This is a genomic window from Cognatundibacterium griseum (assembly GCF_014284195.1).
GTDB classification, from domain to species: Bacteria; Pseudomonadota; Gammaproteobacteria; order Burkholderiales; family Burkholderiaceae_D; genus Undibacterium; species Undibacterium griseum.
The window spans coordinates 487,423-507,493 of record NZ_JACOGC010000002.1 but is presented as its reverse complement, the minus strand read 5'-3'; the positions used below and the strand labels follow the sequence as shown (position 1 = coordinate 507,493).

Annotated in this window: 17 protein-coding genes; 11 read left to right on the top strand and 6 right to left on the bottom strand. The window is 51.4% G+C overall.

Annotation, left to right across the window (positions count from 1 at the left end; all coding sequences use genetic code 11):
* Positions 1 to 146: 146 nt before the first annotated feature.
* From H8K27_RS06720 to nth, 3 genes are all read left to right on the top strand, one after another.
* Positions 147 to 1,382, top strand: coding sequence for a polyhydroxyalkanoate depolymerase (locus H8K27_RS06720; protein WP_186862394.1), 1,236 nt, complete (start codon positions 147 to 149; stop codon positions 1,380 to 1,382).
* Between the two features lie 109 nt (positions 1,383 to 1,491).
* On the top strand, positions 1,492 to 2,178 hold the full coding sequence (gene rsxB, locus H8K27_RS06715) for an electron transport complex subunit RsxB (protein WP_329604351.1): 687 nt from the start codon (positions 1,492 to 1,494) through the stop codon (positions 2,176 to 2,178).
* Positions 2,175 to 2,822, top strand: a complete 648-nt coding sequence (gene nth, locus H8K27_RS06710; protein ID WP_186862393.1) for an endonuclease III — start codon at positions 2,175 to 2,177, stop codon at positions 2,820 to 2,822. The genes rsxB and nth overlap by 4 nt, the downstream gene beginning before the upstream one ends.
* A 31-nt stretch (positions 2,823 to 2,853) precedes the next feature.
* Here nth and H8K27_RS06705 read toward each other — a convergent pair whose 3' ends face one another.
* Positions 2,854 to 3,435 (bottom strand): malonic semialdehyde reductase, encoded by a 582-nt coding sequence (locus H8K27_RS06705; protein WP_186862392.1) that lies wholly within the window; start codon positions 3,433 to 3,435, stop codon positions 2,854 to 2,856.
* Positions 3,436 to 3,573: 138 nt separating this feature from the next.
* Between H8K27_RS06705 and H8K27_RS06700 the strand changes: the two genes are divergently transcribed.
* Positions 3,574 to 4,002, top strand: a complete 429-nt coding sequence (locus tag H8K27_RS06700) for a DUF1841 family protein (protein ID WP_186862391.1) — start codon at positions 3,574 to 3,576, stop codon at positions 4,000 to 4,002.
* Positions 4,003 to 4,052: 50 nt separating this feature from the next.
* Here H8K27_RS06700 and H8K27_RS06695 read toward each other — a convergent pair whose 3' ends face one another.
* Together H8K27_RS06695 and H8K27_RS06690 are read right to left on the bottom strand one after the other, a co-directional pair.
* Entirely contained in the window at positions 4,053 to 4,400 is a 348-nt protein-coding gene (locus tag H8K27_RS06695; protein ID WP_186862705.1) for a c-type cytochrome, read from the bottom strand.
* A gap of 18 nt (positions 4,401 to 4,418) precedes the next feature.
* Positions 4,419 to 4,742, bottom strand: coding sequence for a c-type cytochrome (locus H8K27_RS06690; RefSeq protein WP_186862390.1), 324 nt, complete (start codon positions 4,740 to 4,742; stop codon positions 4,419 to 4,421).
* Positions 4,743 to 5,010: 268 nt separating this feature from the next.
* Here H8K27_RS06690 and H8K27_RS06685 point away from each other — a divergent pair, with 268 nt between their 5' ends.
* The gene (locus tag H8K27_RS06685) at positions 5,011 to 5,874 is read left to right on the top strand and encodes an AAA family ATPase (RefSeq protein ID WP_176802143.1); all 864 of its coding nucleotides are present in this window, start codon (positions 5,011 to 5,013) and stop codon (positions 5,872 to 5,874) included.
* A 136-nt stretch (positions 5,875 to 6,010) separates the two neighbouring features.
* Here H8K27_RS06685 and acs read toward each other — a convergent pair whose 3' ends face one another.
* Entirely contained in the window at positions 6,011 to 8,005 is a 1,995-nt protein-coding gene (acs, locus tag H8K27_RS06680; RefSeq protein WP_186862389.1) for an acetate--CoA ligase, read from the bottom strand.
* Positions 8,006 to 8,255: 250 nt separating this feature from the next.
* On the opposite strand from acs, the gene H8K27_RS06675 reads away from it, so the two are divergent.
* From H8K27_RS06675 to murI, 3 genes are all read left to right on the top strand, one after another.
* On the top strand, positions 8,256 to 8,861 hold the full coding sequence (locus H8K27_RS06675) for a TIGR00645 family protein (RefSeq protein WP_186862388.1): 606 nt from the start codon (positions 8,256 to 8,258) through the stop codon (positions 8,859 to 8,861).
* A gap of 163 nt (positions 8,862 to 9,024) precedes the next feature.
* Entirely contained in the window at positions 9,025 to 10,542 is a 1,518-nt protein-coding gene (locus H8K27_RS06670; protein ID WP_186862387.1) for a fumarate hydratase, read from the top strand.
* 132 nt (positions 10,543 to 10,674) lie between these two features.
* Positions 10,675 to 11,553 (top strand): glutamate racemase, encoded by an 879-nt coding sequence (gene murI, locus H8K27_RS06665; protein WP_186862386.1) that lies wholly within the window; start codon positions 10,675 to 10,677, stop codon positions 11,551 to 11,553.
* 49 nt (positions 11,554 to 11,602) lie between these two features.
* Here murI and H8K27_RS06660 read toward each other — a convergent pair whose 3' ends face one another.
* Complete coding sequence (locus H8K27_RS06660) at positions 11,603 to 12,796, bottom strand: amino acid aminotransferase (protein WP_186862385.1); 1,194 nt, start codon at positions 12,794 to 12,796, stop codon at positions 11,603 to 11,605.
* A gap of 426 nt (positions 12,797 to 13,222) precedes the next feature.
* On the opposite strand from H8K27_RS06660, the gene nirK reads away from it, so the two are divergent.
* Genes nirK through H8K27_RS06645 form a run of 3 tightly spaced genes read left to right on the top strand, consistent with a single transcriptional unit; the run spans position 13,223 to position 16,260 of the window.
* Positions 13,223 to 14,722 carry a copper-containing nitrite reductase gene (gene nirK, locus H8K27_RS06655; protein ID WP_222610613.1) on the top strand — a complete coding sequence of 500 codons (1,500 nt, stop codon included), beginning with the start codon at positions 13,223 to 13,225 and terminating at the stop codon, positions 14,720 to 14,722.
* Positions 14,723 to 14,770: 48 nt separating this feature from the next.
* A complete protein-coding gene (locus H8K27_RS06650; protein WP_230418989.1) occupies positions 14,771 to 15,601 on the top strand; it encodes a formylglycine-generating enzyme family protein in 831 nt (276 codons plus the stop codon).
* A complete protein-coding gene (locus H8K27_RS06645) occupies positions 15,598 to 16,260 on the top strand; it encodes an SCO family protein (protein WP_186862384.1) in 663 nt (220 codons plus the stop codon). Before H8K27_RS06650 ends, H8K27_RS06645 begins: the two co-directional genes overlap by 4 nt.
* A gap of 156 nt (positions 16,261 to 16,416) precedes the next feature.
* On the opposite strand, the gene H8K27_RS06640 is transcribed toward H8K27_RS06645, so the two are convergent.
* On the bottom strand, positions 16,417 to 19,737 hold the full coding sequence (locus H8K27_RS06640) for an amidohydrolase family protein (RefSeq protein WP_186862383.1): 3,321 nt from the start codon (positions 19,735 to 19,737) through the stop codon (positions 16,417 to 16,419).
* Between the last annotated feature and the right edge of the window lie 334 nt (positions 19,738 to 20,071).

Here is a 20,071-nt window from a genome sequence, read left to right as displayed (position 1 = left end):
CAAGCACAAAAATATAAAATCTGGTTTATGATGCATTGCAATACAGGTCAATATTTGTACGTGTAGCAAAAAGACAACGTACAACGCTGTTGTCATATCAATCTGTTACTCAACGGAATTCTCGTGTTTCCTAGGAAGATATCATCATGCTCTATCAACTCCATGAATTGAATCGTGCTTTTCTGAATCCATTAACCCAATGGGCGGAAGCGTCTTCCAAATTATTCACGAACCCGATTTCCCCGCTTGCACACACTCCGTATGCACAGAGAATTGCCGCCGGATATGAACTGATGTTTCGTTTGGGAAAAGATTACGAAAAACCCGAATTTGGCATTACCTCAACGACCATAGATAAACAAACGGTCGAAGTCACCCAGATCAGTGCGATCATTAAACCTTTTTGCAAGTTATTGCACTTTAAAAAGGTCTTGAACGACAAGGATTTCAACAAACTCAAACAACCCAAAGTACTGGTAGTGGCGCCATTATCAGGCCATCATGCGACATTGCTGCGCGATACCGTCAAAGGATTGCTGCCGCAGCATGATGTGTACATCACCGACTGGACCGATGCGCGCATGGTGCCGCTGTCCGAAGGTGAATTCCACCTGCATGACTACATTTACTATGTACAGGACTTCATCCGGGAACTCGGGCCGGATGTTCACGTGATTTCCGTGTGCCAGCCTACTGTGCCGGTACTTGCGGCAATCGCCTTGATGGCAACAGATAATGACCCCAAGTTGCCGAAGACCATGACAATGATGGGCGGACCGATTGACCCGCGCAAGTCTCCCACTCAGGTCAATAATCTCGCCACAGAAAAAAAATATTCTTGGTTTGAAAATACCGTTATTTACAGCGTACCGGCAAATTACCCGGGTTATGGCCGCAAAGTTTACCCCGGCTTTTTGCAACATGCCGGCTTCGTGGCAATGAATCCTGATCGCCACGCGCAAAGCCACTGGGACTACTACCAGCATCTGGTGCAAGGTGATGATCAGTCAGCGGAACAACATCGTAAATTTTATGATGAATACAATGCGGTTCTGGACATGCCGGCAGACTACTATCTGGAGACAATTAAAACCGTTTTTCAGGAATTTCACTTACCTAAAGGCACCTGGGAAGTCGAGGGCAGACTGGTTCGTCCGCAAGATATCAAAACTGTCGCGCTATTTACTGTTGAGGGTGAACTGGACGATATCTCAGGCCCCGGACAAACACAGGCCGCTCATGAACTGTGCACCAGCATACCTGCCAGCATGAAGCAGGATTTCGTCGCCCCCGGCTGCGGGCATTATGGAATTTTCTCAGGTCGTCGCTGGCGTGAAATTATCTGCCCGAAAATCGGAGAATTCATCAAGCAACACGCCTGATCCTCACCGCTTCAGCAAAGCCACCGTGCAAGGCCGGTGGCTTTTTTATTTGTGATTCACCGCATTTGAGTGGATAATCTGTCCTTCTTCAGTTGTGGTCGCCATTGCTGTGTCTATTCCCCTCGTTACACAAATTGAACATCTACTACCGCAGACTCAATGCACCAAATGCGGTTTCCCCTCCTGCCATGAATATGCCTCAGCCATTGCGCACGGTGCGGCTGGTTACAATCAATGCCCTCCCGGTGGACAAGAAGGCGTGGTCCGGCTGGCGACATTATTGCAACAACCCGTTATTCCTCTGAACATCCGCCACGGGGAAGAACGAGAGCGGCCACTGGCCGTGATTGAAGAAGCTTACTGTATAGGATGCACGCTCTGCATTCAGGCCTGTCCGGTAGATGCGATCATCGGCGCGCCGAAACAGATGCACAGCATCATTCCGGATCTGTGTACTGGCTGCGACCTGTGTGTTGCTCCGTGCCCGGTTGATTGCATCACCATGGTGCCAGTGACTGCCGGTCAAACCGGCTGGGCTGCCTGGTCTCAACCGCTGGCAGATCAGAGCCGCCGTCAGTTTGAAACCCGCAACCGGCGTCTTGTCAGGGAAAAAGCCGAGAATGAAGACCGGCTGGCTGCCAAAGCTGCTGCCAAATTAAAAGCCCTCGAGGACGAAGCCACATCCAATGAGGCAGAGCGTCTGGCGAAAGAACGTAAAAAAAGTATTATTACGGCAGCCATTGAACGCGCCCGCCTCAAAAAAATCGCAGCAGAATCCGGAAAAACTGAGCCATGAATGCGGAAAAACGTCACGCCATTTTTACACGCTTGCAACAAGCCAATCCGCACCCGACTACGGAACTCGAATACACCTCACCATTTGAATTACTGATTGCTGTTTTATTGTCGGCACAGGCAACCGATGTTTCGGTCAACAAAGCCACCCGGCTGCTGTATCCGGTTGCTAATACACCGGAAAGCATCTATGCGCTTGGCGTGGACGGACTGATTCCATATATACAAACGATTGGCCTGTTCCGAACCAAAGCAAAGAACGTCATTGAAACATGCAGACTGCTGATCACAGAACACCACGGCGAGGTACCCCGCAACCGCGAAGTGCTGGAAACGCTGCCTGGGGTTGGCAGGAAAACTGCTAACGTCGTCATGAATACCGCATTCGGAGAACCGACAATTGCGGTTGATACGCACATCTTCCGCGTCGCCAACCGCACGGGTCTGGCACCGGGTAAAAATGTGGATGTCGTCGAAGAAAAATTGATGAAATTCGTTCCGAAAGAATTCAGACAGGATGCGCATCACTGGCTGATTTTACATGGCCGCTATACCTGCATTGCCCGGAAACCCAAATGCTGGAACTGCATGATTGCAGATTTATGTGAATTCAAACAAAAAACGCCCCTGCCGGATAATGCGTAGGGGCGACGAATAAAAAGCGATCGGCAACTACTCAGATAATACGGCAAGCCTCATCAAAACTCAGACGTGGGGAGCGCGGATAGAGCTTTTCAGGATTACCGTAACCCAGGTTGCAAATGAAATTCACCTTTATTGTGCTGTCCGCAAAAAAAGTGGCATTTATCTTTTCAGGATCAAAGCCGGACATCGGTCCGCAATCCAGCCCGACCGCGCGTGCAGCCAGCATCATGTAAGCACCTTGCAGGGAAGAATTGCGGAAAGCAGTGGCCTCAATCAGACCCGCATTCCCCACAAACCATGAGCGTGCATCTGCGTGGGGAAACAGCACTGGCAGCTTGTCATAAAACGCCATATCCATCCCGATGATTGCCGTTACTGGCGCAGATTTTGTTTTTTCTACATTCCCCTCCGCCATGCAGGACAGTAATTTCTGTTTTTCCTCGGCGGAGCGGACAAAGACAATACGGGCCGGCGAGGTATTCGCCGATGTGGCACCCCATTTCATCAGATCATACAACTGGTGCAGTTGCGCATCCGATACCGGTTTATCAAGCCATCCATTATGGGTACGTGCAGCATTAAACAATGTATCCAGCGCATCTTTAGTCAGCATATCATTTCCTCTCTCAAGAACTTATCATGGGGGACATCCATTCGGGGCGAATATAACAGATTGGCGACTGATGTCATGCCCTGAATGCGATTTCCTTTTACAATACCAACCGGTTTCGCTTTTTACAGTCATTATTTTATGTTCACCCCAAGTCAGCACGACGTCAGACGCTTTTTCTGTGAGACTTATCAAAAAACACAGAAGCACGGAATTTTGACCCCAATGGAAACCATTGCCTCAGGCTGGATAGCACAACATCCGGAGTATCATGATGCGCTCGCTGATACAGAGGCCGCGCTTCAGGCGGATTACAGCGTGGATCAGGGAAAAACTAATCCCTTCTTACATTTATCAATGCATCTGACTATTGCCGAGCAGATTTCAGTGGATCAACCCAAGGGAGTCAGGGCAGCTTTTCAGCAACTGGCGCATCAGTTCAATTCTGAACATGAAGCACATCATCAGATCATGGAAGCATTGGGAGAAATGATCTGGACATCTCAACGCACCGGACTCCCTCCGGATGGGCAGTCGTATATCGAGGCGCTGCAAATGCGTTGCCGCTAAAAATAAAAAGGCCACGTTCAACGTGGCCTTTTTATGCTGGTCAGAATGATTTATTTTTTCAGCACCAGGCTGCCAGGCAGACTGTGAAGATAAGCTGCGACATCCTGAATATCCGTATTGGACAAGGCTTTCGCCTGAGCACCCATAATGGCATTTCCGCGACCATTTGGCCCATCTGTTCCACGCTGATAAGCTTTCAGCGCTTCAGCAATATAATCTGCATGCTGTCCCGCCAGTTTCGGATAATTTGGATCGATCGGTGAACTGAAATCCTTACCATGGCAGGAAGCACAGTTATTTTTTTCTGCAACAGCCTTACCAGCCTCAACATTACCCGCAGCAAATGCCGGGGAAGCCAATATTGACAAAAGCAATGCCGGCAACAAGATTTTTTTCATCATGAGTCCCCTGTATTTTTATTTTTGTTGTGAATAATATGCCGCAAGATCAGCCACATCCTGATCGGACAGACTGCCGGCAATGCCACGCATTGTCGGGTGCTTACGCTCGCCTTTCTGATAGGCCTTGAGTGCACCTTCGATGTACTTTGCCGACTGGCCGCCAATCATCGGCACCTGGTAGACCTCTGGAAAAGTAGACTTGTAGCCAGGAATCGCGTGACAACCAATACACATCGCGATTTTCTTTTCGGCTGCATCTTTCGCATTGCCAACAACTTCTGCCGCTACTGCAGCATGCGCGAGGCTCGCCATAGCGAGAATTGCAAACAGTTTTTTCATAGGAGCAAGTAGAGATTAAACAAACAGATCAATGAAGACAACACTTTGACATAACGCATCATTTTATCTGATCAAGATCAAAATAGCGTAAAAAAAGGCAGAATGATGACAAGTATTTGCAGTTCAGACACACTTCGTCCAGCCATCCAGAGCACACATCTCTGCCCTGACCGGTAAAAAAAGAACATCCGTTCACCTGATCCGGAATTCTCGCTTATACTCAGAAAATACGCAGAAAACTTTGATCAACCTGTCCTGATTCTGATCCATGACGCAGACTACACATTCCCCACGCTTTGACGGAGCAGACAACTACGTTGCTACCGATGATTTAAAACTTGCCGTGAATGCCGCTTTGAAACTGCAGCGCCCTTTGCTGATCAAGGGTGAACCCGGAACCGGCAAAACCATGCTCGCGGAAGAGGTTGCTGCTGCGCTGAACATGCCTTTATTGCAGTGGCATATTAAATCCACGACTAAAGCACAGCAGGGACTGTATGAATACGATGCCGTCTCCCGCCTCAGAGATTCACAACTGGGCGACGAGCGGGTGAAAGATATTCATAATTACATTGTAAAAGGCGTCTTGTGGCAGGCATTTACGTCTGAGCAGCCAGTTGTTCTGCTGATTGACGAAATTGACAAGGCAGACATTGAATTTCCCAATGATTTGCTGCGCGAACTGGACCGGATGGAGTTCTACGTTTATGAAACGCGGGAAATGGTCCGTGCGAAACATCGGCCATTAGTCATTATCACTTCCAACAATGAAAAAGAATTGCCGGATGCTTTTTTACGGCGCTGCTTTTTCCATTACATTAAATTCCCGGACAAGGAAACAATGCAAAAAATCGTGGACGTACACTTTCCACGACTGAAAGCGGACTTGCTGACTCATGCGCTGCAAACTTTTTATGAGGTACGCGATGTCGCTGGTCTCAAAAAGAAACCTTCCACGTCAGAATTTATTGACTGGCTGAAATTGCTACTGGCAGAAGATATTCCAGCCGAAGCGCTGCGCAGCAAGGATAACAAGACCATCGTGCCTCCCCTGCATGGCGCCCTGCTGAAAAATGAGCAGGATGTACATCTGTTTGAACGCCTGGTGTTTATGTCGCGCACCAACCGCTGAGCAAAACAAACAAAACAAACGCCACATAAAAAAAGCACTGCCATGCAGTGCTTTTTTATTTACCGGTAATGATACGGACATCATTATCTTTCAATGCTGTCCGCCTTCTTCGCTACAAACACAGCTTTGGCGAGACTTACTGCGCCTGTTTCAACTGCTCCAGGATTGCCGGATTTTCCAGTGTAGACACATCCTGAGTAATCGCCTCGCCTTTCGCCAGAACACGCAGCAGACGACGCATAATCTTGCCTGAACGTGTTTTTGGCAGATTATCGCCAAAACGGATTTCTTTTGGTTTGGCAATCGGACCAATTTCTTTTGCCACCCAGTTACGCAACTCCGTCGCAATCTGCTTTGCTTCATCGCCAGTCGGACGGCTGCGCTTCAGCACGACGAATGCGCAGATCGCTTCGCCTGTCGTGTCATCCGGCTTACCAACCACCGCAGCTTCCGCAACCAGCGGATTGGCCACCAGTGCAGATTCGATTTCCATTGTTCCCATGCGGTGTCCCGACACATTCAGAACATCGTCAATCCGGCCTGTAATTGTGAAATAACCCGTATCCTTGTTCCGGATTGCGCCATCGCCGGCCAGATAAACCTTGCCGCCAAACTCCTCCGGGAAATAACTCTTTTTAAAGCGTTCAGGATCACCCCAGATCGTGCGGATCATGGAAGGCCAGGGGCGCTTGACAACCAGGATGCCGCCCTGACCATTTGGCAGATCGTGACCGGTTTCATCAACAATCGCCGCCATAATGCCAGGTAAAGGCAAGGTACAGGAACCGGGCACCAGCGGTGTCGCACCCGGTAGTGGCGTCATCATGTGACCACCGGTTTCGGTCTGCCAGAAGGTATCCACAATCGGACACTGGCCGCGTCCAATATGGTTGTAGTACCACATCCACGCCTCAGGATTAATCGGTTCACCAACAGAACCCAGCAGGCGTAATGACGACAGATCAAATTTATCCGGATGAATATTCGCATCGCCATCGGCTGCTTTGATCAGCGAGCGGATGGCTGTCGGCGCTGTATAGAAAATCGTTGCCCTGTGCTTTTCTATCATGCTCCAGAAACGACCCGCATTCGGGAAGGTCGGAATACCTTCAAAGACAATTTCCGTTGCGCCTGCTGCCAGCGGACCATACGTAATATACGTATGACCAGTTACCCAGCCGATATCTGCGGTACACCAGAAAATATCGGCAGGCTTGATGTCAAAGGTCCACTTCATGGTCAGGATCGCCCACAGCAGATACCCGCCGGAAGAGTGCTGAACGCCTTTTGGTTTTCCGGTAGAGCCTGATGTATAAAGGATAAACAGAGGATGCTCGGCATTGACCCAGGTAGGTTCGCATTGGTCGGACTGACCGTTAATAAGCTGATCCATCCACAGATCACGTCCCTCGACCAGATTCACAGCACCGCCGGTACGCTGATAAATCACCACATCTTTGACTTTTTCACAGTCACCCAGCGCAAGCGCTTCATCGACAATTGCCTTCAGCGGAAGATGTTTTCCGCCGCGCACCTGTTCGTCGGCGGTGATAACGGCTACGGCGCCCACATCCACGATACGCTCATGCAGGGATTTCGCAGAAAACCCGCCGAATACGACAGAATGCGTTGCACCGATACGGGCGCACGCCTGCATCGCGACCACACCTTCGACTGACATCGGCATATAAATGACTACGCGATCACCTTTACCGACACCGAGTGATTTCAGCCCATTGGCAAACTGACAGACTTTCCGGTGCAATTCCTTATAAGTGACGCGTGTGACCTCGCCACCATCCGCCTCAAAAATCAAGGCAACTTTGTCCCCCAGCCCTTTCTGCAAATTCACATCAAGGCAATTGTAGGAGACATTCATCAGGCCATCGTCAAACCACTTGTATAAAGGAGCATCCGATTCATCCAGCACCGTCTCAAATGGCTTATGCCAGTGCAGATTTTCCCGTGCCAGTTTTGCCCAGAAACCTTCGTAGTCGGCTTCAGCCTCTTGGCACAAGGCATGGTAGGCATCCATGCCGGAAATCGTGGCATTCGCGGCAAATGCTGCAGGAGGCGGGAAAACGCGGGATTCAGCTTTTACTTCGGAAGTTGCAGTGTCATGGTCTGACATGATTGTCTCCAGTTTTTATAATCTGATTGAAATCACCAACAAGGAATAGCGCAAACCTTAAACCGGGAGACTTACTCAAGCCTTACGGTTTATTTGCGGAAATACAAGAATAAACAATACCAGATAAATACCAGAAAAATCTCTCCTGAACAAAGTAGTCCACAGGAAAAAGCTGCGCACACGAGCTCGCAGCAGCATGTAAAATAGGGGGTGATTCAATTCACACTTCCCTGCTCATTTTCAGCTGCTCATGTCTCAATCACATTCCCCGCACAAGCTGTCCCCGCTCGCCAATCTCATTTTCCTGAGCCGCTGGCTGCAGTTACCGCTTTATCTCGGTCTGATTCTGGCGCAATGCGTCTATGTTTATCATTTCTGGGTTGAACTGGTGGACCTGATCGGTGCAGCGCTTGGCAATGAAGCGGCGTTGCAGCACATTCTGGATGCCGTGGCAATCGGCAATGCACGTCCGGACAAGCTGACGGAAACCACGATCATGCTCGTGGTACTCGGCCTGATTGATGTCGTGATGATTTCTAATTTGCTCATCATGGTGATTATCGGCGGTTATGAAACTTTTGTTTCGCGCCTGGGACTGGATGGCCACCCGGATCAGCCTGAGTGGCTTTCGCATGTTAATGCATCAGTACTCAAGGTCAAACTTGCCATGGCAATTATCGGCATCTCGTCGATTCACCTGCTCAAGACCTTCATCAATGCTGATCATTACAAACCCGAGACTATTCTTGCACAGACAGGTATTCATCTGGTTTTCCTGCTGTCAGCACTGGCAATTGCATATTGCGACCGGATCATGACCACCACACAGCAAATTGCAGATACGAATCACCACTGAAATGATGCCATCGTCCTTTTTCTCCATTGCCATCCGCAGCAAAAAATGCTGCGGATCAATCGCGATCCTGGAGAAAAATGAAACGGCATGATGTATTTATGCTTCCTGCACCGATCTCTGCAGGGAATTTCCGATTTTCTTTCAACCAGCCAAGAGCCATATCATGACAGTCATCAAACAAGACGATCTGATTGAATCCGTTGCAGCTGCACTGCAATATATCAGCTACTACCATCCGGCAGATTACATCGCCCACCTCGCACGCGCTTATGAAGCAGAACAGAGCCCGGCTGCGAAAGATGCCATTGCGCAGATTCTGACCAATTCCCGCATGTGCGCTGAAGGCAAGCGTCCGATCTGTCAGGACACCGGAATCGTCAACGTATTCCTTAAAATCGGAATGGGCGTACGTTTTGAAGGCTTCAGCGGTTCGATCGTCGATGCCGTCAATGAAGGTGTGCGCCGGGGCTATAATTTCCCAGACAACAAATTACGGGCTTCCATCGTGGCCGACCCGCAATTTGAACGCAAAAACACCAAGGACAATACTCCGGCTGTCGTACACATGGAACTGGTGCCGGGCAATACCGTCGATGTGAAAGTGGCCGCCAAAGGTGGGGGCTCTGAAAACAAAACCAAATTCGTGATGCTCAACCCATCCGACTCACTGGTGGACTGGGTCATGAAAACCGTGCCGACTATGGGTGCAGGCTGGTGTCCGCCAGGTATGCTGGGTATCGGTATCGGCGGCACAGCAGAAAAAGCGATGCTGATGGCGAAAGAGTCCCTGATGGATGACATCGACATGTACGAACTGAAGCAGCGCGGTCCGCAAAACAAACTGGAAGAATTGCGTATTGAACTGTGCGACAAAGTGAATGCGCTCGGCATCGGCGCACAGGGTCTGGGTGGTCTGACGACGGTACTGGATGTAAAAATCAATATGTATCCAACCCATGCCGCCTCCAAACCGGTCGCGATGATTCCGAACTGCGCAGCAACGCGTCACGCGCACTTTGTGCTCGACGGCTCCGGCCCTAGTTATATCGAACCACCAAAACTGTCCGACTGGCCAGATGTACACTGGACACCGGATACCGAAAAGTCCAAACGCGTCGATCTCAACACACTGACCAAAGAAGAAGTCGCCTCCTGGAAACCAGGGCAAACCCTGCTGCTGAACGGCAAAATGCTGACCGGTCGCGACGCTGCACACAAGCGTATTCAGGATATGCTGGCCAAAGGCGAATCCTTACCGGTCGATTTCACCAACCGCGTTATCTATTATGTGGGCCCGGTTGACCCGGTACGCGACGAAGCAGTAGGACCTGCAGGGCCGACTACGGCAACCCGCATGGATAAATTTACCGACATGATGCTGGAAAAAACCGGCCTGATCTCAATGATCGGTAAAGCGGAGCGCGGTCCGGTTGCGATCGAGTCCATCAAAAAGCATCAGTCCGCCTATCTGATGGCGGTCGGCGGTGCGGCTTACCTGGTGTCGAAAGCGATTAAATCTGCGAAAGTGGTTGGCTTTGAAGACCTCGGAATGGAAGCGATCTATGAGTTCGATGTAACAGACATGCCAGTCACAGTAGCGGTAGATTCTCAAGGCACATCGGTTCACAACACCGGTCCGAGAGAATGGCAGGCAAAGATCGGCATCATTCCGGTGAACTGATAGCGACTCATTAGTTTCGCTGCCCTGACGGTGGTAACTGACATGCTCTGTTCTGTTCGCAGACCAGAGCATGTTTTATTAATGTCTGGCAAAATTATTGCCTTATTCACTTCACGCTGACAGTTCCCCGGTATGCAGCTTTCCCCCTCCGCCCCGGTAGGCATTTTTGATTCTGGCATTGGCGGATTGTCCGTACTTCAGCATATTCACCAACTGCTGCCGCATGAAAAACTGATTTATTTCGCAGATTCCGGTTTTGCCCCCTACGGAGAAAAAAGCGAACAGACGATCGTCACGCGCTGCCAGTCGATCACAGAGTTTCTGTTGCAGCAGCACTGCAAAGCCATCGTAATCGCCTGCAATACCGCAACGGCCGCCGCCGCCCGGGTGCTGCGTGCCCAATATCCGACACAAATCCTGATTGGCATGGAGCCGGGCCTGAAACCCGCCTGCCAGCATACCCGCTCAGGCGTGGTCGGGGTGATGGCGACACAGGGAACGCTGAACAGTCTGAAGTTTCGGAATTTACGCGATCAGCTCAGTGACGCACATCAGGTCAGATTTGTGCAGCAGGCATGTACAGGGCTGGCGGATCAGATTGAAAAAGCAGAATTCAGCTCACCGAAAACCCTCGCCATGCTGGATCAATATCTGACCCCGTTACTGGAATCCGGGGCCGACACCATCGTTCTGGGATGTACCCACTATCCGTTTGTAAAGCAGCAGATCAGGGAACTTCTCCGTGAAAAACACCGCAGCGGACCACACATAGAGCTGATCGACACGGGACTCGCCGTTGCCAGGTACCTGCAAACACAATTACAGGATCACGGCTTACTTGCCATCGATGCAGCGAACCCTGGCATAACGGCCTATACCACCGGCACCACCCAACATCTGAAAACAGCACTGACGCAGCTTTTACCGCATTTGCATACACCGGTCAGCGTTCGTTCGGCGACTGGAAAAACACCGGTTATGGATAGTCATCCCGGATCCGAATTTTCATAAAAAAACGCCGGCTGAACCGCCGGCGTTTTCATTGCAACGAGAAAATAAATCAAGCCAGCACAGCGGCCATTGCATTCGCTGTTGCCTCAACATTACCGCTATTGAGTCCTGCCACACACATCCGGCCAGAACGCACCAGATATACACCGAATTCTTCTTTCAGCCGGTCACACTGCTCAGGCGACAAACCGGTATAACTGAACATCCCGCGCTGAGTCAGGAAATAACTGAAATCACGACCCGGCAATTTGGCGCTCAAGACATCGTGCAACTGACGGCGCATGGACTGAATCCGGTCCCGCATTGCCACGACTTCAGCTTCCCACATCGGACGCAACTCAGGATCAGACAGTACACGTGCCACCAGCTGGCCGCCATGCATCGGTGGATTGGAATAATTGCGGCGGATCGTCGCTTTCATCTGGCCCAGCACATTCACTGCCTGCGCAGCATCCGGGCACACCACACTCAGCGCGCCACAACGCTCACCATACAGACTCATGCTCTTGGAAAATGAATTTGCCACGAAAAAACTCAAGCCTTCCGTCGCCAGCAAGCGCACCACATAAGCGTCTTGCTCGATACCATCACCGTAGCCCTGATAAGCCAGGTCAAGGAAAGGAATCAATTCACGCTCTTTCAGTATCGGCACCAGTGCCTGCCATTGCGCCTGCGTCAGGTCAACGCCGGTCGGATTGTGACAGCAGGCGTGCAGCAGAACGATACTTTTCTTGTCTGCGGCTTTCAATGCTTCCAGCATGGCATCGAAACGCAAGCCGCCTGTCGCTGCATCATAATAAGGATAGGTTTTGACGGTAATACCAGAACCTTCAAAAACTGCGCGGTGATTATCCCAGGTCGGATCACTGACCAGCATTGCGGAAGCCGGGAAATAGCGCTTGATGAAATCGCCGCCAATCTTAAGACCACCACTGGAGCCAACCATCTGCAAAGTCACAATGCGACCTTCCTTGACAGCAACATGGTCAGCGCCAAATAACAAATGCTGAACTGCCGTACGGAAATTTGCCGCGCCTTCCATCGGCAGATAAGGACGGGCACCCGCTTCTGCCACTACTTTCAGCTCCGCTGCGCGTACTGAGGGCAGCATAGGAATTTTTCCTGCATCGTCGAAATAAATGCCGATGGATAAATTGATTTTATTTGGCCGCGGATCTTTACCGAATGCTTCATTCAAAGATAAGATAGGATCGCCAGGATAGGCTTCAACGTGCTGAAACATGGTATGACTCCGGATGGTTATCAATAAGTACGACATTGCAGTGATGCCGTTGCGCAACACGAGACAATGCAGTCAGGCGTCATTTTGACATAAATGCGTCGCGAAACAGGATACACATAGTGTTTTTACGAGGGGAAACTGTATCTGTGGCTATGCAATCTGTTATCTGTCTGCATACCACCTTTGAGGCACATCAAAGATATGCTTCATTCCCCATTCTATAGCCCGACATCCTCCTAACGGCGTATAGCTGCAGCAATCACTTTGCTTTACTCTGAGATTCAGCTGGATCAGACCGGTAACCATTCCGGGCAGTACTTTTTATACCAACACCGATGTCGACACCAGTTTTCCAGAGCAGCACAGGAATGGCGGCTCCCCGGAAAACTTTGCAGCACGTCCCATCATACTTTGAGAGGTATTTCTATGAAGCTCATGATTAAAACGGCTTGCGCAATGTTAGCGGTGGCCACAGCCCTGGTCTCTGCACCAATGACCGCAGGCGCAGCGGGCAATGACAAAGCCGGTGCGAAATCCGCCGGCGATTTCGGCCCACCGCAAGGTGCCCCGATTCAGGCGGTATTAACCAGCCCGCCGAACGTCCCGCCACCGGTCAACCGGAAATATCCGGCCAAAGTGATTGTGAATCTCGAAGTCATCGAAAAAGAAATGCCGATTTCAGAAGGCGTGACCTACACCTTCTGGACATTTGGTGGCACGGTCCCGGGTAGCTTTATCCGTGTCCGTCAGGGTGATACCGTCGAATTTCACCTGAAGAATCATCCTGCCAACAAGATGCCGCACAATATCGACCTGCATGGTGTGACAGGTCCTGGTGGTGGCGCAGCTTCCAGCTTTACTGCACCTGGACACGAATCCCAGTTCTCTTTTAAAGCGCTCAACGAAGGTATTTACGTCTATCACTGCGCAACCGCTCCGGTTGGCATGCACATTGGTAACGGCATGTACGGCCTGATTCTGGTGGAGCCACCAGAAGGATTACCTGCTGTCGATCACGAATATTACGTCATGCAAGGTGACTTCTACACCACCGGCAAATACCGTGAAAAAGGCTTGCAGCCATTCGATATGGAAAAAGCCATCGACGAAAAACCGACTTACGTGTTGTTTAACGGCGCAGAAGGCGCGCTGACTGGTGACAAGGCACTGAAAGCCAAGACCAATGAAAAAATCCGCCTGTTCGTCGGTAACGGCGGTCCGAACCTGGTGTCGAGTTTCCATGTGATCGGTGCGATTTTCGACAAGGTCCGTTTTGAAGGCGGTACTAATTTCCAGAAAAATGTACAAACTACGCTGATTCCGGCTGGCGGTGCTGCTGTCGTGGAATATACAACCAAAGTACCTGGCAGCTTCGTGATGGTGGATCACTCCATCTTCCGTGCATTCAACAAGGGTGCGCTGGCGATCATCAAAGTGGATGGCGCAGAAAATAAAGCCATTTATTCCGGTAAAGAGGTCGATGCGGTTTACCTGGGTGACCGCGCTGGCCCTAACCTGGCCGCTGTCACCAAAGCGACCGCCAATGCAGCCAGCGGCACGCTGACACTGCAAGATCAGGTACTCGCAGGGAAAGCGCTGTTTGAAGGAACCTGCTCGGTCTGCCATCAATCCAATGGTGCCGGTTTGCCGGGTGTATTCCCTCCTCTGGCGAAATCAGATTATCTGAATGCAGATCACCAGCGTGCCATTAAAGTCGTGCTGCAGGGATTGAATGGCAAGGTCACAGTCAATGGCAACGAGTTTAACTCTGTCATGCCGCCGATGAATCAGTTGAACGACGATGAAGTGGCAAATATCCTGACTTATGTCCTCAACAGCTGGGATAACAAAGGCGGCCAGATCAAGAGCGATGATGTGAAGGCCATCCGTGCAAAAACCACAGTAAAGGCATCCGGCGAACACTGATCACCGGTTCCGATACTGCTTTTGATATATTTTTCACAGGAGAATCCGTTGCGTGCTCTGTCCAGCCCCGGCAACACCTCAGTACTGGCAAGCGTGCTGACCAGTCTGCTGGCAGCGGTACTGCTGCCAGTCGGTGGCGCAGCGCATGCAGCGTCCACAGAAAATTATCAGATGATTCCTGCAGGCAGCATCGATAGCGTGCTGTCTGCAGGACGCGGCCTCAACAATCTTCCCGTCAAAATCAATGCGTTTTATCTGCGCACACTGCCAGTGACAACTGCAGAATTTTTTGCGTTTACCAAAGCACATCCTGAATGGGAAAAAGCCAATATCCCCAGTATTTTTGCGGATGAGAGTTACCTCAGCCAGATCCCTGATACCGGTCCCGAAGCCAGCCAGGCAGACACTCCGGTAACACAGGTCAGCTGGTTTGCCGCCCAGGCATACTGTGAATCCGAAGGCGGACGACTCCCTTCCTGGTATGAATGGGAATATGTCGCCGCGGCGGACGAAACTCACGCCGATGCGCGCAAAGACCCGAAATGGCGGGCAAAAATTTTGTCCTGGTATTCCCAACCCGGAAGTTCTAATCCGACCAAAGTCGGTGGTGCGACCAATTACTACGGCATCAGCAATATGCACGGCCTGATCTGGGAATGGGTGGATGATTTCAATGCGCTGCTGGTCAGTGCAGACAGCCGCAATCAGGGCGACCCTGATCAGTTACAGTACTGCGGAGCCGGAGCAATCAGCCTGCAGGATAGAGATAACTTTGCCATACTCATGCGCGTTGCCCTGCTGTCCGCCATGAATGGCGCCAACACAACGCGACAACTGGGTTTTCGCTGTGCGAAAAACCTACCTCAGGAAAAACCATGAAACGATTGAACTCATTGACTACCGGCCTGTTGTTCTCGGCAAGCTGTCTTTTGCTGGCATCAGCCACATCCGTGCTGGCACAAACAGCTGACGGTTCCGCTTCCAGTAGCAGCGCCAGCGTCACCGCCACAGCAAATGCCACCGCAAATGCAAAACCCCTGCCGGGTAATTCGGTTTATAAGATTGCTGCCACGCTGAGCAATCAGAATAACGAATCCTTCACACTGGCAGACAAGCGCGGCAAACCTGTGTTGGTCAGCATGTTTTATAACTCATGTGAATTCGTCTGCCCTATGCTGATCGAATCGATGCGTCTGGTGGAAAAAGACCTGACCCCGGCAGAGCGCGACAATCTGTCCATGATGCTGATCACCTTCGATCCGGCACGCGACGATACCCAAGCACTGCAATCGGTCGCCAGCAAGCATGAACTGAATCCGAAATACTGGACCATTGCCCGTACCGACCCTGCCAGCGTCCGCAAAATTGCTGCTGCACTGGGCATTCAGTACCGTCTGCTGGAAGATGGTGAATTCAACCACACCACGGCCATGATACTGCTGGATAGCAATGGCAAGATTGTGGCACGCACACAAAAAATCGGCGTGACTGATCCTGTTTTCCTGAAGCAGGTCAGAAAAGCCCTGCAAAATCCGTAACGACACAAACTGTCAATACACATCGTTAAAAAAGCCCTGCGTCAGATGTCTGATGCAGGGCTTTTTTCTTTTCATTGTTTTCCGGCGCCTGCCAGCAGTCATGAACATCACCACTGGCATTGACTGGCAGGCAGGGATAATCGGCAGCGACCCGGATCAGTCACCGCCATGCCCATGAGAATACTCATTGGCATCTACCGGCACATGGCTGCCATTCAAACCTTCAAAAAAGAAAGGCTTGCGCTTTTTGGCATGAGAGCCGGTTTCATTCATGCTGGCCGTGTCATACAGACGACCATTGAGCATGACCTGTGTCACACGATCTGACTGGCGGATATCGTTCAGCACATCACCATCAACGATCATCAGGTCAGCCAGTTTGCCTGCTTCGAGCGAGCCGATGTCCTTGTCCAGTCCCAGATAGCGGGCACCATTGATCGTGGCGCTGCGGATAGCCTGCAGCGGTGTCATACCGCCACGCACCATGGTCCACATTTCCCAGTGTGCAGCCAGCCCTTCACGCTGGCCATGCGCCCCCAGATTGACCGGTACGCCGGATTGCTGCAACACATTCGCCACCGCAGCCGCACGGAATACATTGAAGTCTTCTTCCGGTGCCGTTTCACGGCGGACGCTGCGTGGAACCAGCACTGAACGCGGCACATAACGCGACAGCAGCGGATGTTTCCACACATCGGTACGCGCATACCAGTAGTGCTCGCCATCCAGCCCGCCATACGCCACACCCAGCGTTGGTGTATAGCCGACCTTGGTCTGCGACCACAGCTGCGTAACGTCGTCATACACTTTTTCTACCGGCAGCGCGTGTTCCACACCGGTGTGGCCATCGACCACCATGGTCATATTGTGCTCAAACAGCGAACCACCCTCCGGCACCACCATCATGCCGGTCTGGCGTGCCGCTTCCAGAATCTGCTGACGCTGTTCGCGGCGCGGCTGGTTATAGCTCTTGACCGAGATTGCGCCTGCCGCCTTCAGACGTTTCAGATGTGTCAGCGCATCATCCAGATTATTGACGACCGCACTGAAATTCCCTTTCGCACCGTACAGGATGGTGCCGGTCGAGAAAATCCTCGGCGCAACGACCAAGCCCGCTTTTTGCATTTCGCTGTGACTGAAAATTTCATTGGTATCGTTCGAAGGATCGTGCAAAGTCGTCACACCGAATGCCAGCGAAGCATAATCAATCCAGCTCTGCTGCGGAATAATGCCGCTCTCTCCCATACCGCCATGCCAGTGCACATCCACCAGTCCCGGCAAGACGGTTTTTCCTTTGGCATCGACCACTGTTGCGCCTGCCGGAATCGTGATCGCTGAAGCAGGACCAACTTGCTGGATGCGATTGTCTTTGATCAGAATGCGGCCATCTTCAATCACCTCATCACCTTTCATGGTCACGATCCTGGCACCGGAAATGACGGTAAGACCATGCGGCTGATCTGCCTTTTCCGCAAAACCGATCTTCAAACCATTTTCACTAAATTTAGGCAGCTCTGCCGGAGCGCCGGGCACAAAGGAAAAAGCATCTTTCAGATCACGGGCAAACAGCTCATCACCCAGGGAGAAATAAATTTTCTGGCTATCGCCGGACCAGTGCAGATACTGGCCAGCATTCACATCCAGCTGTTTGACGGGGAGCGCATCCATTTTCTGGCCGATGGTAACCGGCTTACCGGCGAGCGGCAGCGGCGTTACATACGCATGGAAGCGTTCGCCAAATGCCAGCCATTCACCGTCTGGCGAAAGCGCAAATTCACCGGCAAACTCGCTTTTAGCGACTGCCTGTTCCGGCGTGCCGTCCAGCGATATCCTGACCAGTGAAGTCGTCCAGTCGACTTCGCCGGAATACTTGGTGCGGCTGACGTAAACGGCAGAACTGTCTTTGCCGAATTGCGGTGCGCTGCCCTCTTCTGTCAGCAAGCGCGGTGCCTGCTTGCCATCCGTACTGACCACATAGACGCCGGTATCCATGCCATACCACGGCGTTGTCAGGTAACCGCCTTTTGCTTTGACAAACACGACCTGTTTGCCATCGGGCGACATTCTGGCATGCGTGTATTTGCCGGGCGTCCTGGTCAGCAGCGTTTCCTTGCCGCTGGCGATATCCAGCAAACGCACTGAACCCAGCTGGGTATCGTCCCAGCTTGAGAACACGACCTGTTTGCCATCCCGCGAAAAGCTTGGGAAATATTCAAAATGCGTATTCTGCTGTGTGAGCCGGCGTGGTATGCCGGACGGCAGATCGCGAATATACAAATGTCCCAGCGCCGAGTACACAACGCGGTCACCTGCCGGAGAGACATTCACCCAGCGTAACTGGTGCACGTCAAACTTGTCCGGCGCAACGTCGTGCGGGAAGCGCAATGCAGGCCGTACTTCGCGCGTATCCTTCACATGAAACGGAATCTCTTTTGCCGCGCCGGAAAACGGGTCCAGCCGCCAGATTTTTCCTTTGGCCCAGACCACGATTTCCTTGCTGCCCGGCATCCAGGCAAACGCAGGATACACACCGTGAATCGCCCAGGCTTCCTGCATATCGCGTTCCAGCTCCGGCCAGGCAGCGCGCTCTTCGCCGGTCTCTAAATTTTTGAGGAACAAGGTGGACTGATTACGGACTCGCCGCACAAAGGCCAGATACTTTCCATCCGGCGATGGCACGGGCCTTACCGCACCGCCAGGGCCGCTGACGATGGCTTTGACTTTACCGTCCTGCAAATCCTGGCGGAAAATCTGGTAAATCTGGCCGTTGGAATCTTTGTTGTATTCAAATGCCGTACCGCCCGTGGTGTCCTGCGAATAATAGACATAACGTCCATCGGGAGAAAACGCAGGTTCGCCCAGATCTTTCTGCCAGTTCGGTTTTTCGTTCAGTTGCACGCCAGCGCCACCGCTGGTGTGATACAACCAGATTTCACCGGAGCCCAGTGAACGCGTACCGCTGTAATGCTTGCGTGCCGCAATATAATTGCCATCGGGATGCCAGACCGGATTATTCAGCAGGCGGAAATCTTCTTTGGTCACAGCATGGGCATCGTTGCCGTCGGCATTCATGACCCAGACATTATCACCACCAGCAGCATCCGACATGAACGCAATGTGTTTGCCGTCAGGAGAAAAACGCGGCTGCATTTCCCATGCAATCGAATGTGTCAGGGACTTTGCCTCACCGCCGCTGACCGGCAAGGTGTAGATGTCACCCAGCAGATCAAACACGATCTGCTTCCCGTCCGGACTGATGTCCACGCTCATCCAGGTGCCGGTATGGGTATCGATTTGCACGGTTTGCGCATCACCGGGCGGATGGTTCACATCCCATTTCTTTTTTTCGTTGTCGGCTTTCTTTTCGCTGCCCGCCGTATCCTGTGCTCGCTGCGTATCCTTCACGCTTGTCGCAGCAAACACCGGGAAGCACAACATCACCGCCATGGCGACTGGCATGAGCCTGGATATACGCATGAACTTTTCTCCCTGTTTTCATTGTATGAAGTATGATTTTCCGGACTAGTTTGCCAACCCCGTGCAAAGAACCCGGTCAGAATTGATTGTAATGATTTGGTCTGATGCGGGGCAGCTAAAGTTCCTCACCATCAAAATTCCGGAGAATATTCAAGATTCCCAAACCGTCACAGGAAATTATCATCCGCAAACGGCATGTCGCCAAAGATTGCACGCAAAGGCATTTTATCTGTCAGGACACGCTGCACAGCACTCTGGCAGCGAGACGGGTTGGAATTTAAAATGACATAAAAATATACTCCCGGGGAGTATATTTCATCAGCCTTTATTAATT